We start from the raw sequence: 14,634 nt of genomic DNA on the forward strand, positions 1-14,634 counted from the left end.
TCAAAAAACTTGCAAGTAGATTCCATGACACTCAACCAGCCAGTATAAAACCATACCAGCGGATATAAAGATATAAAAGACAAAGTCGTATAAAACTACTCCAACAATTCTTGCACTGTTTCAGAAAGCTTTCTTGCTTGGTCTGCATCAACATTTAAAACTTGTCCAACACCTTTTAGCGTTTGCTCAAACATCTTTTCATCCATTTTTACAAGGACATATAGCATAGGTGGTGTTGCTTGTTTATCAGTCCATTTTTCAGCTATTTCTGTTTTCTTCAGATCGGCTTCTACCTTTTGTCTTGCTACTTGCTGACTATTGGCTGATATTTTCATGCCATCATTTTGTTCCAAACTTTCAATTGCTTGTTGAATCTTTGCACTAACTTGTTGTGCGATTTCAGCACGCGCTTGCATTGCTGCTTGATTGATCGCATAGTTTAGATTCCCATCTAAAATTTTTGCAGATCCAATTCCCACTACTACTGATCCAGCCTTTTCCTTTGCAGCCGACATACTATTCACCCATGCAGGTTCATTACTATTTGAAGTAACTTGCCCTTGTTTATCGCCACCACAAGCCACCAAAAAAGCAGCCAAAGCTAAAGCACACAAACCTTTACTAGTAACTGATACTATTTTCATATATCTCTCCTCAAAAAAAATTAGGTCTAATTCTACAACAAAAATGATAAAATAGCGACTTTATTTTACACAAATTTAATTTTAAGGATTCTAAAGAGTTATGAAACAGCACACATTGCTTATAAAATGCCAAGATACTAAAGGTTTAGTATTTAAAATCAGTTCGATTCTTTTACTCCATCGGCTAAACATAGAACAAAACAATGAATTTGTAGATAAGATACATAATACTTTTTTTATGCGGACAGAGATTAGCGGTGAGCTAGATTCTAAAAATCTTCTTGCTGAAGTGTGTGCGGCATTACCTAGTGATGCAGAAGTGAGACTTTCCACACAAGATAAGAAGTCGATAGTGATTTTTGCGACAAAAGAGAATCATTGCTTAGGTGATTTACTCATACGGCATAATAGCGGTGATTTAGACGCAAATATTTTAGCGGTTATTAGCAATCATGCGAGTTTAGAAAATCTTGTAGAAAAGTTTGAAATTCCATACTATCATATAGAATCAGAGGGTATCTCAAGGCAAGAGCATGAGACAAAAGTCATTGAGCTTTGCAAGACTTTAAATCCAGATTTTTTAATACTAGCAAAATATATACGTATTTTATCGCCTACTTTTGTGGAGAGCTTTCCAAACCAAATTATTAATATTCATCATTCATTTTTGCCCGCATTTATCGGTGCAAATCCCTATAAACAAGCCTATGAACGCGGTGTAAAAATCATAGGTGCAACCGCTCATTTTGTAAATAATCAACTTGATGAAGGACCTATAATCTCGCAAGATACTATACAAATTGACCACAGCTACACATGGCAAGATATGCAAAAAGCAGGACGAGATGTAGAAAAGGTGGTTTTAGCCCGTGCGTTAAAATTAGCCATTGAAGATAGAATCTTTTTGCATAACAACCGCACGATTATTTTTTAATGTAGAATTTGGGCGTAGATTTCTCTAAATGCTACTGAATTCTTGTAAGAGATTAAAGTATATCCCAAACAAACTTCTTACACCCCCAAAACAGGCGTGCAGTCAGCCGCAAAATTTGAATCTACGAGCGATAATCTGCATTAATCTTTATATAATCATAGCTTAAGTCGCAACCCCAAGCTTTTGCGCTATGTGTGCCATCTTGTAAATCAATGAGAATACGCACGACATCTGCACTCAAAATACTTTTTGCTTTACTTTCATTAAATGTTGTTCCTACGCCATTTTTTACAATTGCAATTTTCCCTTTTTTACTTGCAAATACAAGATTAAATTTACTCGCATCAAAACTCGCATTACTATACCCCATAGCACAGATAATGCGTCCCCAGTTTGCATCTTTACCAAAAATGGCGGTTTTAACAAGATTTGAGCCGATGATAGCCTTGCTTAGGGTTTGGGCTTGTTGCAGACTCTGTGCGTTTTTAATGGATACTTCAAGCAAATGCGTAGCGCCCTCGCCATCTTTAGCGATTTGTTTGGCAAGATTGACGCATACTTTTTTTAACGCTTTTTTGAATATCTCATAGTCTGTGCTTTTACTTGAAATAATCTCATTTTTTGCCGCACCATTTGCTAAAACAACAACCATATCATTTGTTGAAGTGTCGCCATCAACGCTTATTTGATTGAAAGTTTGCGTATTAATCTCACTTAATGCTTCTTGCAATAACTCTTTAGATATCGCTATATCAGTCAAAATAAAGCCTAGCATGGTCGCCATATTTGGGTGAATCATGCCAGAACCTTTTGCCATGCCAAAGATTCTAAATTTATTGTTTTTCTTTTCTGTTTTTGCCTTTTCATTGCATGTTTCTTTTTCTTGTGTTTTAGAATCTAACTTATTTTCTATGCTTGTAGAATCTTTAGCATTTTCTTTAGATTCTGTGTTAATGACAATATTTTTAGAATCTTTAGACTTTTCATTGTGAGTGCTTTTTTCTGCTTGTGTTGCATTCTCTCCTTTGTTAGATTCTGTCTTTTTAGAATCTAGATCGCTTTGGTCTTGTAGTTTGCAAGTTATGCCAAAAGTCTTTGGAAAAGTATCTGTTGTCATAATGGCTTTACTTGCTAATTTTATAGAATCTTTATTGCTGTTTTTTTGTGCTACTAGCTTTGGGATAACTTTCAAGATTCTAGACATGGGTAATTGTACTCCGATAACGCCTGTGGAAGCAAGTAAAATATGCTTAGAATCTACACGCAACACTCTTGCTAGGGCTTCCGCACTTCTCTCGCAATTTTCTTCACCTTGCTTTCCTGTGCAAGCATTCGCACAACCAGAATTTATCATAACAGCACGGATATGATTTTGTATCTTTGCCTTATTGTGAGTGATACAAGCCGCTTGTACGCTATTTTTCGTCCATACACCAGCACTTTGGCAAGGCTCTTGTGAGTAGATAAGAGCTAGGTCTAGCCTATTTTTATACTTTATATTTGCCTTTATGCCAGAGAGTTTGAAGCCTTTTGGAAGCTTTGTGCTTCTTTTTGCCTTAAGTTTTATTTGTGTCGCCATGCTATACCTTTTTTAGAATCTGCAGTGATTGTAGCGAAAAAACACATAAAGATTCCATATTTCTAACACTCGCACCTATGATATAGATTCTATGTGTAAAAACTTCACACTTAGCGATTTTTTACCATAATATCTAATCAAGTTTAAATAATGTTTGTTCTAATGGGCTTATATCGATCTGTCCTGAGAGATAGAAATATTTGCGTAATACTAAGAGATTAAGTAAGCCTTGAAGTCTTTTATCATAGAATCTAGCACAAAATTTGTGTGCGTTTTGTATGATTTCCTTTGCTTCATTTGTGTGTGTTTTGTAATATTCAAGCACGGAATCTACATCGCTATAATCACGACTAATAGCTGCAAAATGCACACCTTTTTCTAGCTTATCCTCCATAAACCAAGTTTCTATTTCAGGCTCTGGCATAATGCAGAGTGAGTTTGAGCTTAGCACCCATTTGAGATTACTTGCCACATCATAGCCCTCAAGGCTTAGTAGAAATTTATAGGGCAAATGCTCTTGTATTGAGAGTTTATCTTTTAGCCATTCTGGATTAGAATCCGCTCGTCCAACATGTCCAATATCGCAATTTGGATTAGTAAAATGCTTTTCAAAAAAGCGGATTCTATGGTCTTGATATACAGCACCGCGAAATAGTAATATATCCTTTTTATCCTCAAATCTTATTGGGTCGTTTATGAAATGAAAATGACGATATTTTTCAAGCTGCATTAATACTGAATTTTCATTACAAGTAATAATGGGGCGAGATTTACAAATCGCAGGAAAGCTTAAAAGCTCACTCACATCATAAAACATATATGCCCATGCTAAATTATCCTTAAAATATCTCGTCCATTCATATGAGTCATAATAATACACTGATCCAGCCTTATAGGTATTATTTTTCAAAAAATCTATATTTGGCACAAGTTGCTGCAAGTTTGCTAATCGGCTAGGATAAGGCGGTAAATCTAAGTCTAGTGGGCTTATTTGCGGTAATTTATCTTTTGTTAATGGGATATGAAAGGGCTTATTTAGTTTATTGTAATAATTTATGCGATTACTTATGTCTTCTAGGTTTTTATCATAAATTTTTAGTAGTTTTTGTATCTTTGTTTCAAGCTGCTTTTGTGCTATTATGCGTGGTATTATCATACGCATAATGCCTTTGAGATTATAGATAAAACGCGAACCCCTTGTCTGCAATAAATACCCTTTCATTTGCTTTTAAAACTAGCGGAGTATTATATAGAAAAGTTATGAAGATGATATGCGATATTGCCAAATACAAAATTATAGGCAAAAGATTCCATACCACAATCGTATTATTTACTCTCATATATAAAGTTATACACAGAAAAACATTATAATAAACACTTATATTTAAAACAAAAAATTATCAGGTAAAAAATGCTACAAAATATTTTTATGCGATATGCTAGATTCTTTGTATTTATTCTCTCTTTTATTGTGCTTTTTAGTGTATGCGTTTATGCGAAAAGTCGCTCTAATCTTTATACCACATGGCATAGTGCTATTGCTATGGATATGACACCAAAGCATGAAAATGCGAAATTTTTACCTTATGCGAATCCAAAAGCAAAAAAAGGCGGGGATTTTAAGACTATGGGGCTTGGTGGCTTTGATAGTCTCGATTTATTTGTGCTAAAGGGGAATAAGGCAGATTCACTAGATTTAGTCTATGATACTTTGATGAGCCAAAGCTATGATGAGCCTTATGCGATATATCCGCTTATAGCAGAAAAAGTAAGCATTGCAAATGATAATAGCGGTGTAAGATTTATGATAAATCCAAAGGCAAGATTCAGTGATAATAGTAAGGTGAGTGCCAGTGATGTGAAGTTTAGCTTTGATATGCTTATGCAAAAAGGCGATCCCACTCAATCTCGCTATTACGCTGATGTGAAAGAAGCGGTTGTGGTGAGTGAAAATATTATTGAATTTATCTTTAAACATAATGAAAATAAAGAATTGCCTTTTATCCTTACGCAACTACACATTATCCCAAAACACTTCTACCTACAAAACAATAAGCAAAATAATGAGAATCTATATGGTAAAAAGCCCTTACGCATACCGCTTGGCAGTGGCCCTTACACAATAGAATCTTTTGAGATAAATAAATATATCACCTATAAAAAAAATAAAGACTATTGGGCGAAAGACTTAATGATAAATATTGGAGCATATAACTTTGATAAAATAACAATAGAATATTATAAGGACGCCAATGTCGCTTTGCGTGCATTTCTAGCGGGGAATTATGACTATCGCTTTGAGCCACAGGCAAAAGCATGGGCGAATGACTATAAGGGAAGCAGCCTTAATGCAGGAAAGTTTAAAAAGATCACTTTAACACATGGCTTACCAGCAGGTATGCAGGGCTTTTATCTTAACGCAAGAAAGACGCATTTAAATGATATAAGAGTAAGGGAGGCAATACTTCAATGCTTTGATTTTGAATGGAGTAATGAATATCTATTTTACTCACAATATAAACGCACACAAAGCTATTATGAAAACTCAATATATGCTTCAAATGGTCTCTTAAGAGATTCTAAAGATGAAATAGAGATATTACAATCACTTGGAATCTTACGCTATGATAAAAGCACAAAAGAGCTTGAGATAACAAAAGGCTATAAAGATTCTATAAATCCTCGCTTGCTGAATGAAGTTTATAAGAATCCAACAACGACCCCGCCAAACTCAAAGAGAGCAAATCTCATATACGCACAAAAGCTATTAAAAGATGCAGGCTACAAAGTGGTGGAAAATAAACTTGTAGATTCTAATAATAAGCTAGTGAAACTCACGCTTTTATTAAATTCACCTTTATTTGAACGCATGGTTTTGCCGTTTAAAAAGAATCTAGCAATACTTGGTATTACCCTTGATATACGATTAATAGATTCAGCTCAATATGAAAATAGAGTAAAACAATTTGATTATGATATAATTGTGGGTTTGATACCACAAAGCCTTTTTCCGGGAAATGAACAAGACTTTTTCTTTTCATCAATGAGTGCCGATATGGAAGGCTCAAGGAATTTTTCTGGTGTGAAAAATAAAGCGATTGATAAGCTTATTATTTTGCTTAATCAAACGACAGACTATAATAAACGCATAGCGATTTTACATGCGATGGATAGAATCTTACTATGGGGATTCTATGTTGTGCCACATTATTATAGCCCTAGTTTTCGTATCGCTTTAAGGCATGATATACAAAAGCCAGATATTTTTCCACCTTATGCTTCACCTTTTAGCATATATCATTATTGGTGGATAGAGTAATGGAGGGTAATATGAGATTAAAATTCACAAGCGTATGTTTATGTATATGTATGCAATCAGTGTTTGCCGCAAATATACAAGGAATCTATAAGGAAGAATCAAATGAAGAGGCAGATAAGGATTCTAAACAAACGCATATCTTTAAAGAAGATGTATATAGAGAGCATAATCCACTTTTTACAAATACATATAAAAAAGCTAGTCTAGCCTATACAGACACACTTGGTCTAAGTGATACGCAAACCTTAATGTATAATGGCTTAAATACGCAGTATAGACATCCTTTTGTATGGAAAAAGATTCAGATAGATTCATTTGCTAATATTGCTTTTGGTAATGCCTTGCTTACGACACAAGCCACACAAACTAGCTCTTTCTTTTTTGGCACAAATCTTGGGGCTAATGCCTCTGTGCCTTTGCCTATACAAAATGTTGTAGCACATGGGGTATTTGGCATTGATATAGGCTTTGGGGCTTTAAGTAGTCAAGTAAATAATATGCTATTTCAAGGCTTTTTTGGTATTGATTTTTTCTATGATAAATTTGTATTTCGCCCATTTATTAGCTTTTCTCTTATTACGCCTTTTAGCAGCGTGTATAATGTGAGTGTTGCGGGCTTGACTGATATTGGTTTAAAGACTTTTTATAGGGGGGATTATATGCTAGGCTCTATTAATATAGCTTTATCAAATCTTTTTTCAAAAAATAATGCTGGGGTCTTTACTCTCTTACCACAATCTACACCGCTTTTTTTAGGTGCCAATGCTTTGAGATTTAATGTAAATGCTAGTATTGACTACTTTGCAACACAGCATTTAAACTTTAATGCTATGGCTTTGGTTACTTATACTTCAAGCTATCATGCCTTAAATGCTGGAGGGCAAGTAGGGGCAACTTATAGATTCTAAGTTTTAGAATCTATCTCATTTGCAAGTGTATAGAATCTAGATTTTAAAACAGCTTGTCATATTAAGTGCAACAAAACAACTCAAAGTTTAGATTCTGTAAGAGATTTTTAGTCTATAGCTTAAAATGTCAGGAAGCTAAATTTTTAATAGTAAATATAAGGAAAAATATGCGATTAGATAAATTCTTAAATGCAGTCAATCTTACAAAACGAAGAGCAATAGCCCAAGATATGTGTGCTAATGGTGTTGTGCTTGTAAATGGTGTAGTATCAAAAAGCTCAAAAGAAGTCAAAGTAAATGACATTATTACCTTAAAGTTTTTGGAATCAACACATCAATATAAAGTCTTACAAATCCCAACATTAAAAACTATACCTAAGAGTATGAAAAATGAGTATGTTTTGGAGTTAGATTCTTAGAATATGCCAAGCCTATAGAGGCTTGTCAATATGCTGGATTTTCTTATCAAGATCTTTGTTTTAGTAACTTATATGCCATGTGAATGTATGTTCTTAAATTACTATATTGTTTTTCCGCATATTTTTTACAGAGAGATTCTAAGGATAAACCTCTTTTATATATATCACTTTGCTTTATATTCTGAATCTTAGTGTGCGTGTCATAATCTATTACGCCACCCACTTTTTTATTTTCCTGCCGTTGTGCTTTATAAAGTGCAAGGCTTTTGCATGCTAATTTTAGATAGCTAAAATAATTTAACCTTTTCTTACAAGTCTCATAAAGCATGCCTAAGCGATAAGGCAGTGAGTTTTCAATCTCATCTAAAGAGGCATAAAAAGTTTCACTACTTATGCGGTCTAAATGATGTATAACAAAGATATATTCCCTATTGAGATATTCATAAAGTGCTTGATGGCATACCATAACTTCCAGCGTGCTATATTTTTTGCTATTATTTTTAGGATGGAAATATTCGCATTCTAATGCACCAGCCGGTGCTACGACCTCCATATTATGGACCGCAAAGCCTTTATACAAAATAAGATAATACATAAAAATATAGTAGTCAAAATCCCAAAATGTTTGTATGTATAGATACTTTGGAATCTGTGTAACTTGGAAAAATTCATTTAAATATTCGCATTTATAAATACAAAGTTGATTAAACCATAAATATAGGTTACTATCAAGTTTATCAAAATCTTTATGGGCTAAAAAATATCGCCTTGATATATTGTAGATATTATTCACATTGAAAAATGTAGAATTAGGCAATGTTTCATTGCCATATAGAATCTTATCGGTATAAAATTTTTCGCATAAGGCAAAAACATCCGCTTCTTTAATAATCACGCACTCGGAATCTAAAATCACAATATAATCATATTTATCTTTTAATTCAATCAAAGCATAAAATTTCTTCACATTCACAATGCCTAATACATTGGAATCTATAGTGATATCAACCTTTATATCTGGTGATAATACTATACTGCTATAAGGGCAATTACCCCCCCCCCCCCATAGCAACATTTTTAATGCCATTGTTCCTATTTGCAAAAACATCAAAGCTTTTAGAATCTTCTTCAGAGCTAAACACAAAGCACAAATCGGCTTGTTTGTTGATATTGCACAGCATAAAACTTTGCATAAAGGTATTTGCAAGGGTGTAATGCTTTGGGTGCAATGGAATAACAAAAGCAACTTTATTCATACATAACCTCCCCAAACATCAACCAAGCGTTCGTAAAAACTCAACGCAAGATCGCACACCAATGCCACTTGCACCATAAGGATTTACACCCCATTCTTTCTCTACATACGCAGGACCAGCGATGTCAATATGTAGCCATTTATCCTTATATTCTTCTCTAATAAATTCAGCCAAGAATAATCCCGCAGTAATAGCCCCGCCATAGCGAGAGCTTGAAGTATTGCTTACATCAGCTATTTTAGATTCTATAAGCTTTTTTAAATGCGCGTTAAAGGGCAATGTATGAGCCAATTCACCAGATTTCAAGGCAGTTTCTACAAATTGTTGCTTTAACTTCTCATTAAAGCCCATAACGCCACTTGTATATTCCCCAAGTGCCACCACACACGCACCTGTAAGTGTCGCAAAGTCAATGATAATATCTGCATCTAAATCCTGTGCATAGCTCAAACAATCAGCCAATACTAACCTACCTTCTGCATCAGTGTTTTTCACTTCAATACTCTTTTTCTCTCTTGAGATTAGCACATCATCGGGTCGATAGGCATTTTTACCGATAGCATTATCTGTTATCCCCATAATTGCGTGTAATTCGACATCAAGTCCTAGCTGCACCGCCGCTAAAAACGCACCAAGCACCGCACATGCACCGCCTTTATCAGCTTTCATTGTCGTCATGTAGTCAGCAGGTTTTAGGCTTAATCCACCTGTATCATACACTAGCCCTTTACCTACGATAACAACCTTTTTCTTTGGCTTTTTAGGCTTGTAGCTTAGGTGAGCTAGATATGCAGGATAGTTTGAGGCTTGATTTACCGCTAGAAATGCCCCCATTTTTTGTTCTTCCATGTATGAATTACTACGCAAAGTTGCATTTATTTCAGCATTTTTATATTTTTTTGCCAGTTTTATAGTCTCATTTTGAGCGAGTTCAGATAGAAATATTGAGTTTGCGATATTTGGCGGCGTATTTACCACATTACGCACAAAATTCACATTAGCACATATAATGCTTACTTGCTCTAAAAGACTCTCTTTTAAGCCGATACAATGGATTGTAATCTTAGAATCTGCTTCATCATCTTTTTTATGCTTATAGCCACTGAATTCATAACTACCAAGTAAAAAGCCCTGCAAAATGGCAACTTGCACACTTTCATCTAAGCCTTTAAAAGACAGACTTACTTCATCTAGCTTAAGATTTTTCATAGATCTATACGCTATGCTTATCGTATTTGCATAGCTTTCTGTCTCTTTATTTTCTAAACCTATATATAGAATCTTGCTACTTTGAGCAAAAAATACACCACTGCCCTTATAACCACGCTCTTTTAATAGCGTGAAATCAGGGATTTTTTTGCTATTTTTAGAATCTTCTAACATTGCTTTATCAACAAATAGAATCTTAGCGCCTTTTTCCTCTTTGCTTATGACTAGATTGACTTTAGAATTGTATTGCATTAGCGTTTTTCCTTAGCGTGTTTTTTTCTCCACCATATAAATGTGGCAATAAAGCCTACAATTATAGCTAATAAAATAGCAAATAATAATAGATTTTCTTTGATTTTTACAAAAACGCTTGTGATAATATCAAGTATTTCCGCACCAAAATACCACGCTGGAACAATTGTGATAGCTGCCCAAGCCCACGCTGATATAAGATTTATTAAAGCAAACTTTAGGGCAGAATATCGTGTCAAACCAATGCTTATAGGAATGATTGTCCTTAAGCCATACATATATCTTTGCACAAAGATTATGGGCCAACCATATTTTTGCATAAGCCTACTTGCAAGGGCAAATTTACGCCTTTGACTGCGAAACTTTTTATGCACATATTCTTTTCTTAGCCTACCTATGTAAAAATAGATTTGATCTCCAGTAAAGCCACCAAGCCCCGCGATAAAGATACACCAATACACATCTAAATGCCCTTGATGTGCTGCAATCCCTGCGAGTAAAAGCCCCCATTCTCCCTCCAAAATACTCCAACAAAATAAAATCACATAGCCCCAATCTTGCACATGATTTTCCCACAAAGATTTAATGCTTTCTTCAAATGAAAAATTTGAATTCTTCACATACAAAAAAAGCGAAATTGCTATGATGATAACAATGCTACCTACAATAATGCTTTTTAGATTCTGCTTTATTTTCTCCATATAAACCTGCCTTTTTTTTAGATATGTGATTCTATAAAAAGATTCTAGATTTTACAATAAACCAAAACAAAGATATTTCACCTTTTTCAAAGATTTGATGTAATAATCAAAAGAAACTCGTCGCTTGTTATATTGAGATGCAGTCAAATATTTTTTAGACTCTTAGGCTAGATGCTTCGCGTAACCCAACACAACAAAATTTGATTGCAAATTTCAATTGTTTACAACCCAGAACCCTACAATACACATTAATGTTAAAATCTAGCAATTGTTACATCAAGTTGCAAGCAAAATGTCCTTTTAAAATTTATGCTATTCTCAACTACATTCAGTAAAACAAATCATAGATTCTAATATCCAAAAGACAATCACTTCTTTTTTGTTCTCACATGCTACTTATTTTACGATAATACCTCATCGCAACGACTGCAGACTTCCGCATTGGAATCTTTTTTAAACTGCCAACATCTAGGGCATTTCTCTTTTGTAGCTTTATAGACATGATAGGTTTTATTATCGAAGTTAATGCTAAAGAGTATGTCGCTATTGGTTTTTTCACATACGCATTCACTCACCATTAGAAAATCTGCGATTAAATCCTTGCTATTTTCACACTCTTTTGGTAGGGATAGACTTAACTCTAAGCTTGATTTTACCACTTTTTCCTTTTTAAGCTTATCTACCTGTTCATTAAATAGGCTTCTTAGGGCTAAACATAGCTTGATTTTTCCTTGTTTTTCTTCGCTAAAACTAAAGTTTGGTATAGCAAATTTCTCTAACTCAAACACATTCTTTGCCTCACCTTTAATCACAAAAGGCGCATAATCAAGTGCTTCATCAATAGTGTAAGTTAAAAATGGTGCAAGTAAATGTAATATATTATTTGCCAATATTGCAAACACACTTTGGATTGCAAGGCGTTTGTTAGAATCTATCGTATCACAATACAAGCTATCCTTACAAATATCTAAATAGATTCCGCTTAAAGTTGCCGTGATAAAGCCATTTAAAACTTGGAATCCTTTTGAAAAATCATATTCACTGAATAGAGAATCTACCTCACTTAATACTTGTTTTGCTTCATGCAATACCCATTCATCAATGATGCTAAAATTCTCACTAGAGCTAAGCTTTGTTAGCCCTTGTGTATTTGCAAGTAGAAAGCGGATAGTATTTCGCAATTTAAGATAGTTTTCACTCACTTGTTTTAGGATATTTTGCGATATTTTTACATCATTTTGATAGTCTGACAGGGCTACCCAAAGTCGCAAAATCTCACTCCCACTTTCGCTAATAATCTTGCTTGGGGCAAGGACATTACCCTTTGATTTACTCATTTTCTCACTTTTCTCATCAATGGTAAAACCATGCGTGATGATAGTTTTAAACGGGGCTTTATGATTTATCGCACAGCCTAACAAAAGAGAGCTTTGAAACCAGCCTCTATGCTGATCACTTCCTTCTAAATACACATCAGCAGGGGCGTGTCCGCTATTATAGCTATCATTATTTAGCACAGCAAACCAAGTGCTACCACTATCAAACCATACATCTAAAATGTGCATGTTTTTTTCATATAAATTTGCCTTATCTTTATAAGAATCAGGCAATAAATCAATGATTTCTCTCTCCCACCATACATCGCAACCATGAGCTTCAAATAAAGATTCTATATGACTTGTTAGAATCTCTTCAATTACAGGCTCACCACTCTCTTTATCTATGAAAAATGCGATAGGCACACCCCAATCCCGCTGCCTTGAGATACACCAGTCGGGGCGATTTTCCACCATGCTTTTTATGCGATTTATCCCATTTTTTGGATAGAATCTTGTGTTTTCAATCTCTTGCAAGGCGACTTGTCTCAGTGTCTTTCCATTATAGTAAGGCTTATCCATGAGAATGAACCACTGCTTTGTGGCACGGAAGATAATTGGCTTATTTGTCCGCCAGCAATGCGGATAGGAATGCACTATCTCTTCATGATGAAGCAGGGCATTTTTATCTTTTAGAATCTCTAGTATTCTTTTTTGTGCTTTAAAAATATGAGAGCCTACAAACTCATCTATCACTTCTTTTTCAAAAAGTCCTAGCATGATAATACTCTCATCAAAACAGCCAGAATCATCAACAGGCATAATAACAGGCAGGTCATATTTCAGGCATGTAAAATAGTCATCTTCACCATGCCCGGGGGCATTATGCACTGCTCCACTGCCATCTTCCATGCTTACATACTCTGCTAGAATCAGCATAGAATCTCTATTGTTTAAAGGGTTTGTAGCATAGTGTTTTTCAAATTTTTTAGATTCTATTGTGGCAAGAATCTCGCCTTCTATAACCCCCCTTTCTTTCAATTTTTCATAAAGTTTTTTAGCTACTATCGCACCATTACTTACTAGCACATAAGATTCATTAGGATTTAGCGCAATGGCTACATTGCTAGGAAGAGTCCAAGGTGTAGTCGTCCATATAAGCATATATGGGGTTACTTTTGTGCTAAAAGATTCTAAATTTAGGGCTCTTAGAGTGCTTGTTTGCAGAGGAAATGCTACAAATATAGAATCTGATCTCTTGTCTTTATACTCAACTTCTGCTTCTGCTAAGGCACTTTTTGCTGCCCAGCTCCAAAATATAGGCTTACTTCTTTGTGTTAATAATCCCGCTTTTGCCACTTTCACAAGCGCACGATAAATATCAGCTTCAAACTTATATTTCATAGTTTTATAAGGATTATCAAAATCGCCTACAATACCAAATGATAAAAACTCATTTTTCTGTATTTCCACAAATTTTTCCGCGTGTTTTCTGCATGCTTCTCTAATCTCAAGTTTGGTTGGAATCTTTTTTTCCGCTTCGTAAGCATTGCTTACTTGCTGCTCTATTGGCAAACCATGACAATCCCAGCCGGGCGTATAAAACACTTGCTTTCCCTGAAAATAATGATATTTAATAATGAAGTCTTTTAGAATCTTATTTAGAGCGTGTCCTACATGTAAATGCCCATTTGCATAAGGCGGTCCATCATGGAGTGTAAATGTGTTATTTGTGCTTGATTGATTCTTATTTGTGGTGTTTGTTTCGTTTTGATTTGCTTTGTTTGGATTAATTTCATTTGGATTAATTTCGCCCTGATTTGTTTGACTTTGCTTCATTTCATTCGAGCTTGTTCTTGTCGGACTTGTTCTTGCTTTACTCATTGTGCTGTATGCGTATTCTTGCCATTTCTTATATCTTTCTGGCTCTTTTTGCGGAAGATTGCCTTTCATTGGAAAATCTGTTTTTGGCAATATGAGCGTATCTTTGTAGTCTTTTTGTGCTTGGTCCATAACATTCCTTTTGCGTTTATGAAATTTTGAATTTTAACAAATTTTCACAAAGGATTCTTTAATATTTGCTTTTGTTTGTGAGAT

12 protein-coding genes are annotated in these 14,634 nt (G+C 34.7%); 4 read left to right on the plus strand and 8 right to left on the minus strand.

The features are described 5' to 3' along the window. Positions 1-95: 95 nt before the first annotated feature. Positions 96-644 carry an LPP20 family lipoprotein gene (locus tag C6H08_RS02655; protein WP_034578919.1) on the minus strand — a complete coding sequence of 183 codons (549 nt, stop codon included), beginning with the start codon at positions 642-644 and terminating at the stop codon, positions 96-98. A 100-nt stretch (positions 645-744) separates the two neighbouring features. Here C6H08_RS02655 and purU point away from each other — a divergent pair, with 100 nt between their 5' ends. Then, positions 745-1,578 (plus strand): formyltetrahydrofolate deformylase, encoded by an 834-nt coding sequence (gene purU, locus C6H08_RS02660; protein ID WP_034578918.1) that lies wholly within the window; start codon positions 745-747, stop codon positions 1,576-1,578. Positions 1,579-1,699: 121 nt separating this feature from the next. Here purU and argJ read toward each other — a convergent pair whose 3' ends face one another. Together argJ and C6H08_RS02670 are read right to left on the minus strand one after the other, a co-directional pair. Continuing rightward, a complete protein-coding gene (argJ, locus tag C6H08_RS02665) occupies positions 1,700-3,157 on the minus strand; it encodes a bifunctional ornithine acetyltransferase/N-acetylglutamate synthase (protein WP_034563331.1) in 1,458 nt (485 codons plus the stop codon). Positions 3,158-3,290: 133 nt separating this feature from the next. Then, positions 3,291-4,364 (minus strand): glycosyl transferase family 90, encoded by a 1,074-nt coding sequence (locus tag C6H08_RS02670; RefSeq protein WP_034563329.1) that lies wholly within the window; start codon positions 4,362-4,364, stop codon positions 3,291-3,293. 204 nt (positions 4,365-4,568) lie between these two features. On the opposite strand from C6H08_RS02670, the gene C6H08_RS02675 reads away from it, so the two are divergent. From C6H08_RS02675 to C6H08_RS02685, 3 genes are all read left to right on the plus strand, one after another. After that, positions 4,569-6,476 carry an extracellular solute-binding protein gene (locus C6H08_RS02675; RefSeq protein WP_034578916.1) on the plus strand — a complete coding sequence of 636 codons (1,908 nt, stop codon included), beginning with the start codon at positions 4,569-4,571 and terminating at the stop codon, positions 6,474-6,476. Between the two features lie 11 nt (positions 6,477-6,487). Then, complete coding sequence (locus C6H08_RS02680) at positions 6,488-7,384, plus strand: hypothetical protein (RefSeq protein ID WP_034564609.1); 897 nt, start codon at positions 6,488-6,490, stop codon at positions 7,382-7,384. Positions 7,385-7,551: 167 nt separating this feature from the next. Continuing rightward, positions 7,552-7,803: a S4 domain-containing protein gene (locus C6H08_RS02685; RefSeq protein WP_034563325.1), complete on the plus strand. Its 252-nt coding sequence runs from the start codon at positions 7,552-7,554 to the stop codon at positions 7,801-7,803. Positions 7,804-7,849: 46 nt separating this feature from the next. Here C6H08_RS02685 and C6H08_RS02690 read toward each other — a convergent pair whose 3' ends face one another. The 5 genes from C6H08_RS02690 to ileS all read right to left on the minus strand — a co-directional run bounded on the left by C6H08_RS02690 (position 7,850) and on the right by ileS (position 14,550). Beyond that, positions 7,850-8,878 (minus strand): hypothetical protein, encoded by a 1,029-nt coding sequence (locus tag C6H08_RS02690; protein ID WP_104686091.1) that lies wholly within the window; start codon positions 8,876-8,878, stop codon positions 7,850-7,852. Then, complete coding sequence (locus C6H08_RS02695) at positions 8,853-9,059, minus strand: hypothetical protein (RefSeq protein ID WP_104686092.1); 207 nt, start codon at positions 9,057-9,059, stop codon at positions 8,853-8,855. Before C6H08_RS02695 ends, C6H08_RS02690 begins: the two co-directional genes overlap by 26 nt. An 18-nt stretch (positions 9,060-9,077) precedes the next feature. Next, positions 9,078-10,520 carry a leucyl aminopeptidase gene (locus C6H08_RS02700; RefSeq protein ID WP_034578909.1) on the minus strand — a complete coding sequence of 481 codons (1,443 nt, stop codon included), beginning with the start codon at positions 10,518-10,520 and terminating at the stop codon, positions 9,078-9,080. Further along, positions 10,520-11,221, minus strand: coding sequence for a DedA family protein (locus C6H08_RS02705; protein WP_034564119.1), 702 nt, complete (start codon positions 11,219-11,221; stop codon positions 10,520-10,522). Before C6H08_RS02705 ends, C6H08_RS02700 begins: the two co-directional genes overlap by 1 nt. Positions 11,222-11,622: 401 nt before the next feature. Then, the gene (ileS, locus tag C6H08_RS02710; RefSeq protein WP_034578908.1) at positions 11,623-14,550 is read right to left on the minus strand and encodes an isoleucine--tRNA ligase; all 2,928 of its coding nucleotides are present in this window, start codon (positions 14,548-14,550) and stop codon (positions 11,623-11,625) included. Positions 14,551-14,634 lie beyond the last annotated feature (84 nt).

The organism is Helicobacter bilis (assembly GCF_900198365.1).
GTDB classification, from domain to species: domain Bacteria; phylum Campylobacterota; class Campylobacteria; order Campylobacterales; family Helicobacteraceae; genus Helicobacter_A; species Helicobacter_A bilis_B.

Coding starts and splice junctions, on each gene's coding strand:
- C6H08_RS02655 (WP_034578919.1), bottom strand. CDS start 644: ATGAAAATAGTATCAGTTACTAGTAAAGGTTTGTGTGCTTTAGCTTTG.
- purU (WP_034578918.1), top strand. CDS start 745: ATGAAACAGCACACATTGCTTATAAAATGCCAAGATACTAAAGGTTTA.
- argJ (WP_034563331.1), bottom strand. CDS start 3,157: ATGGCGACACAAATAAAACTTAAGGCAAAAAGAAGCACAAAGCTTCCA.
- C6H08_RS02675 (WP_034578916.1), top strand. CDS start 4,569: ATGCTACAAAATATTTTTATGCGATATGCTAGATTCTTTGTATTTATT.
- C6H08_RS02680 (WP_034564609.1), top strand. CDS start 6,488: ATGAGATTAAAATTCACAAGCGTATGTTTATGTATATGTATGCAATCA.
- C6H08_RS02685 (WP_034563325.1), top strand. CDS start 7,552: ATGCGATTAGATAAATTCTTAAATGCAGTCAATCTTACAAAACGAAGA.
- C6H08_RS02690 (WP_104686091.1), bottom strand. CDS start 8,878: ATGTTGCTATGGGGGGGGGGGGGTAATTGCCCTTATAGCAGTATAGTA.
- C6H08_RS02695 (WP_104686092.1), bottom strand. CDS start 9,059: ATGAATAAAGTTGCTTTTGTTATTCCATTGCACCCAAAGCATTACACC.
- C6H08_RS02700 (WP_034578909.1), bottom strand. CDS start 10,520: ATGCAATACAATTCTAAAGTCAATCTAGTCATAAGCAAAGAGGAAAAA.
- C6H08_RS02705 (WP_034564119.1), bottom strand. CDS start 11,221: ATGGAGAAAATAAAGCAGAATCTAAAAAGCATTATTGTAGGTAGCATT.
- ileS (WP_034578908.1), bottom strand. CDS start 14,550: ATGGACCAAGCACAAAAAGACTACAAAGATACGCTCATATTGCCAAAA.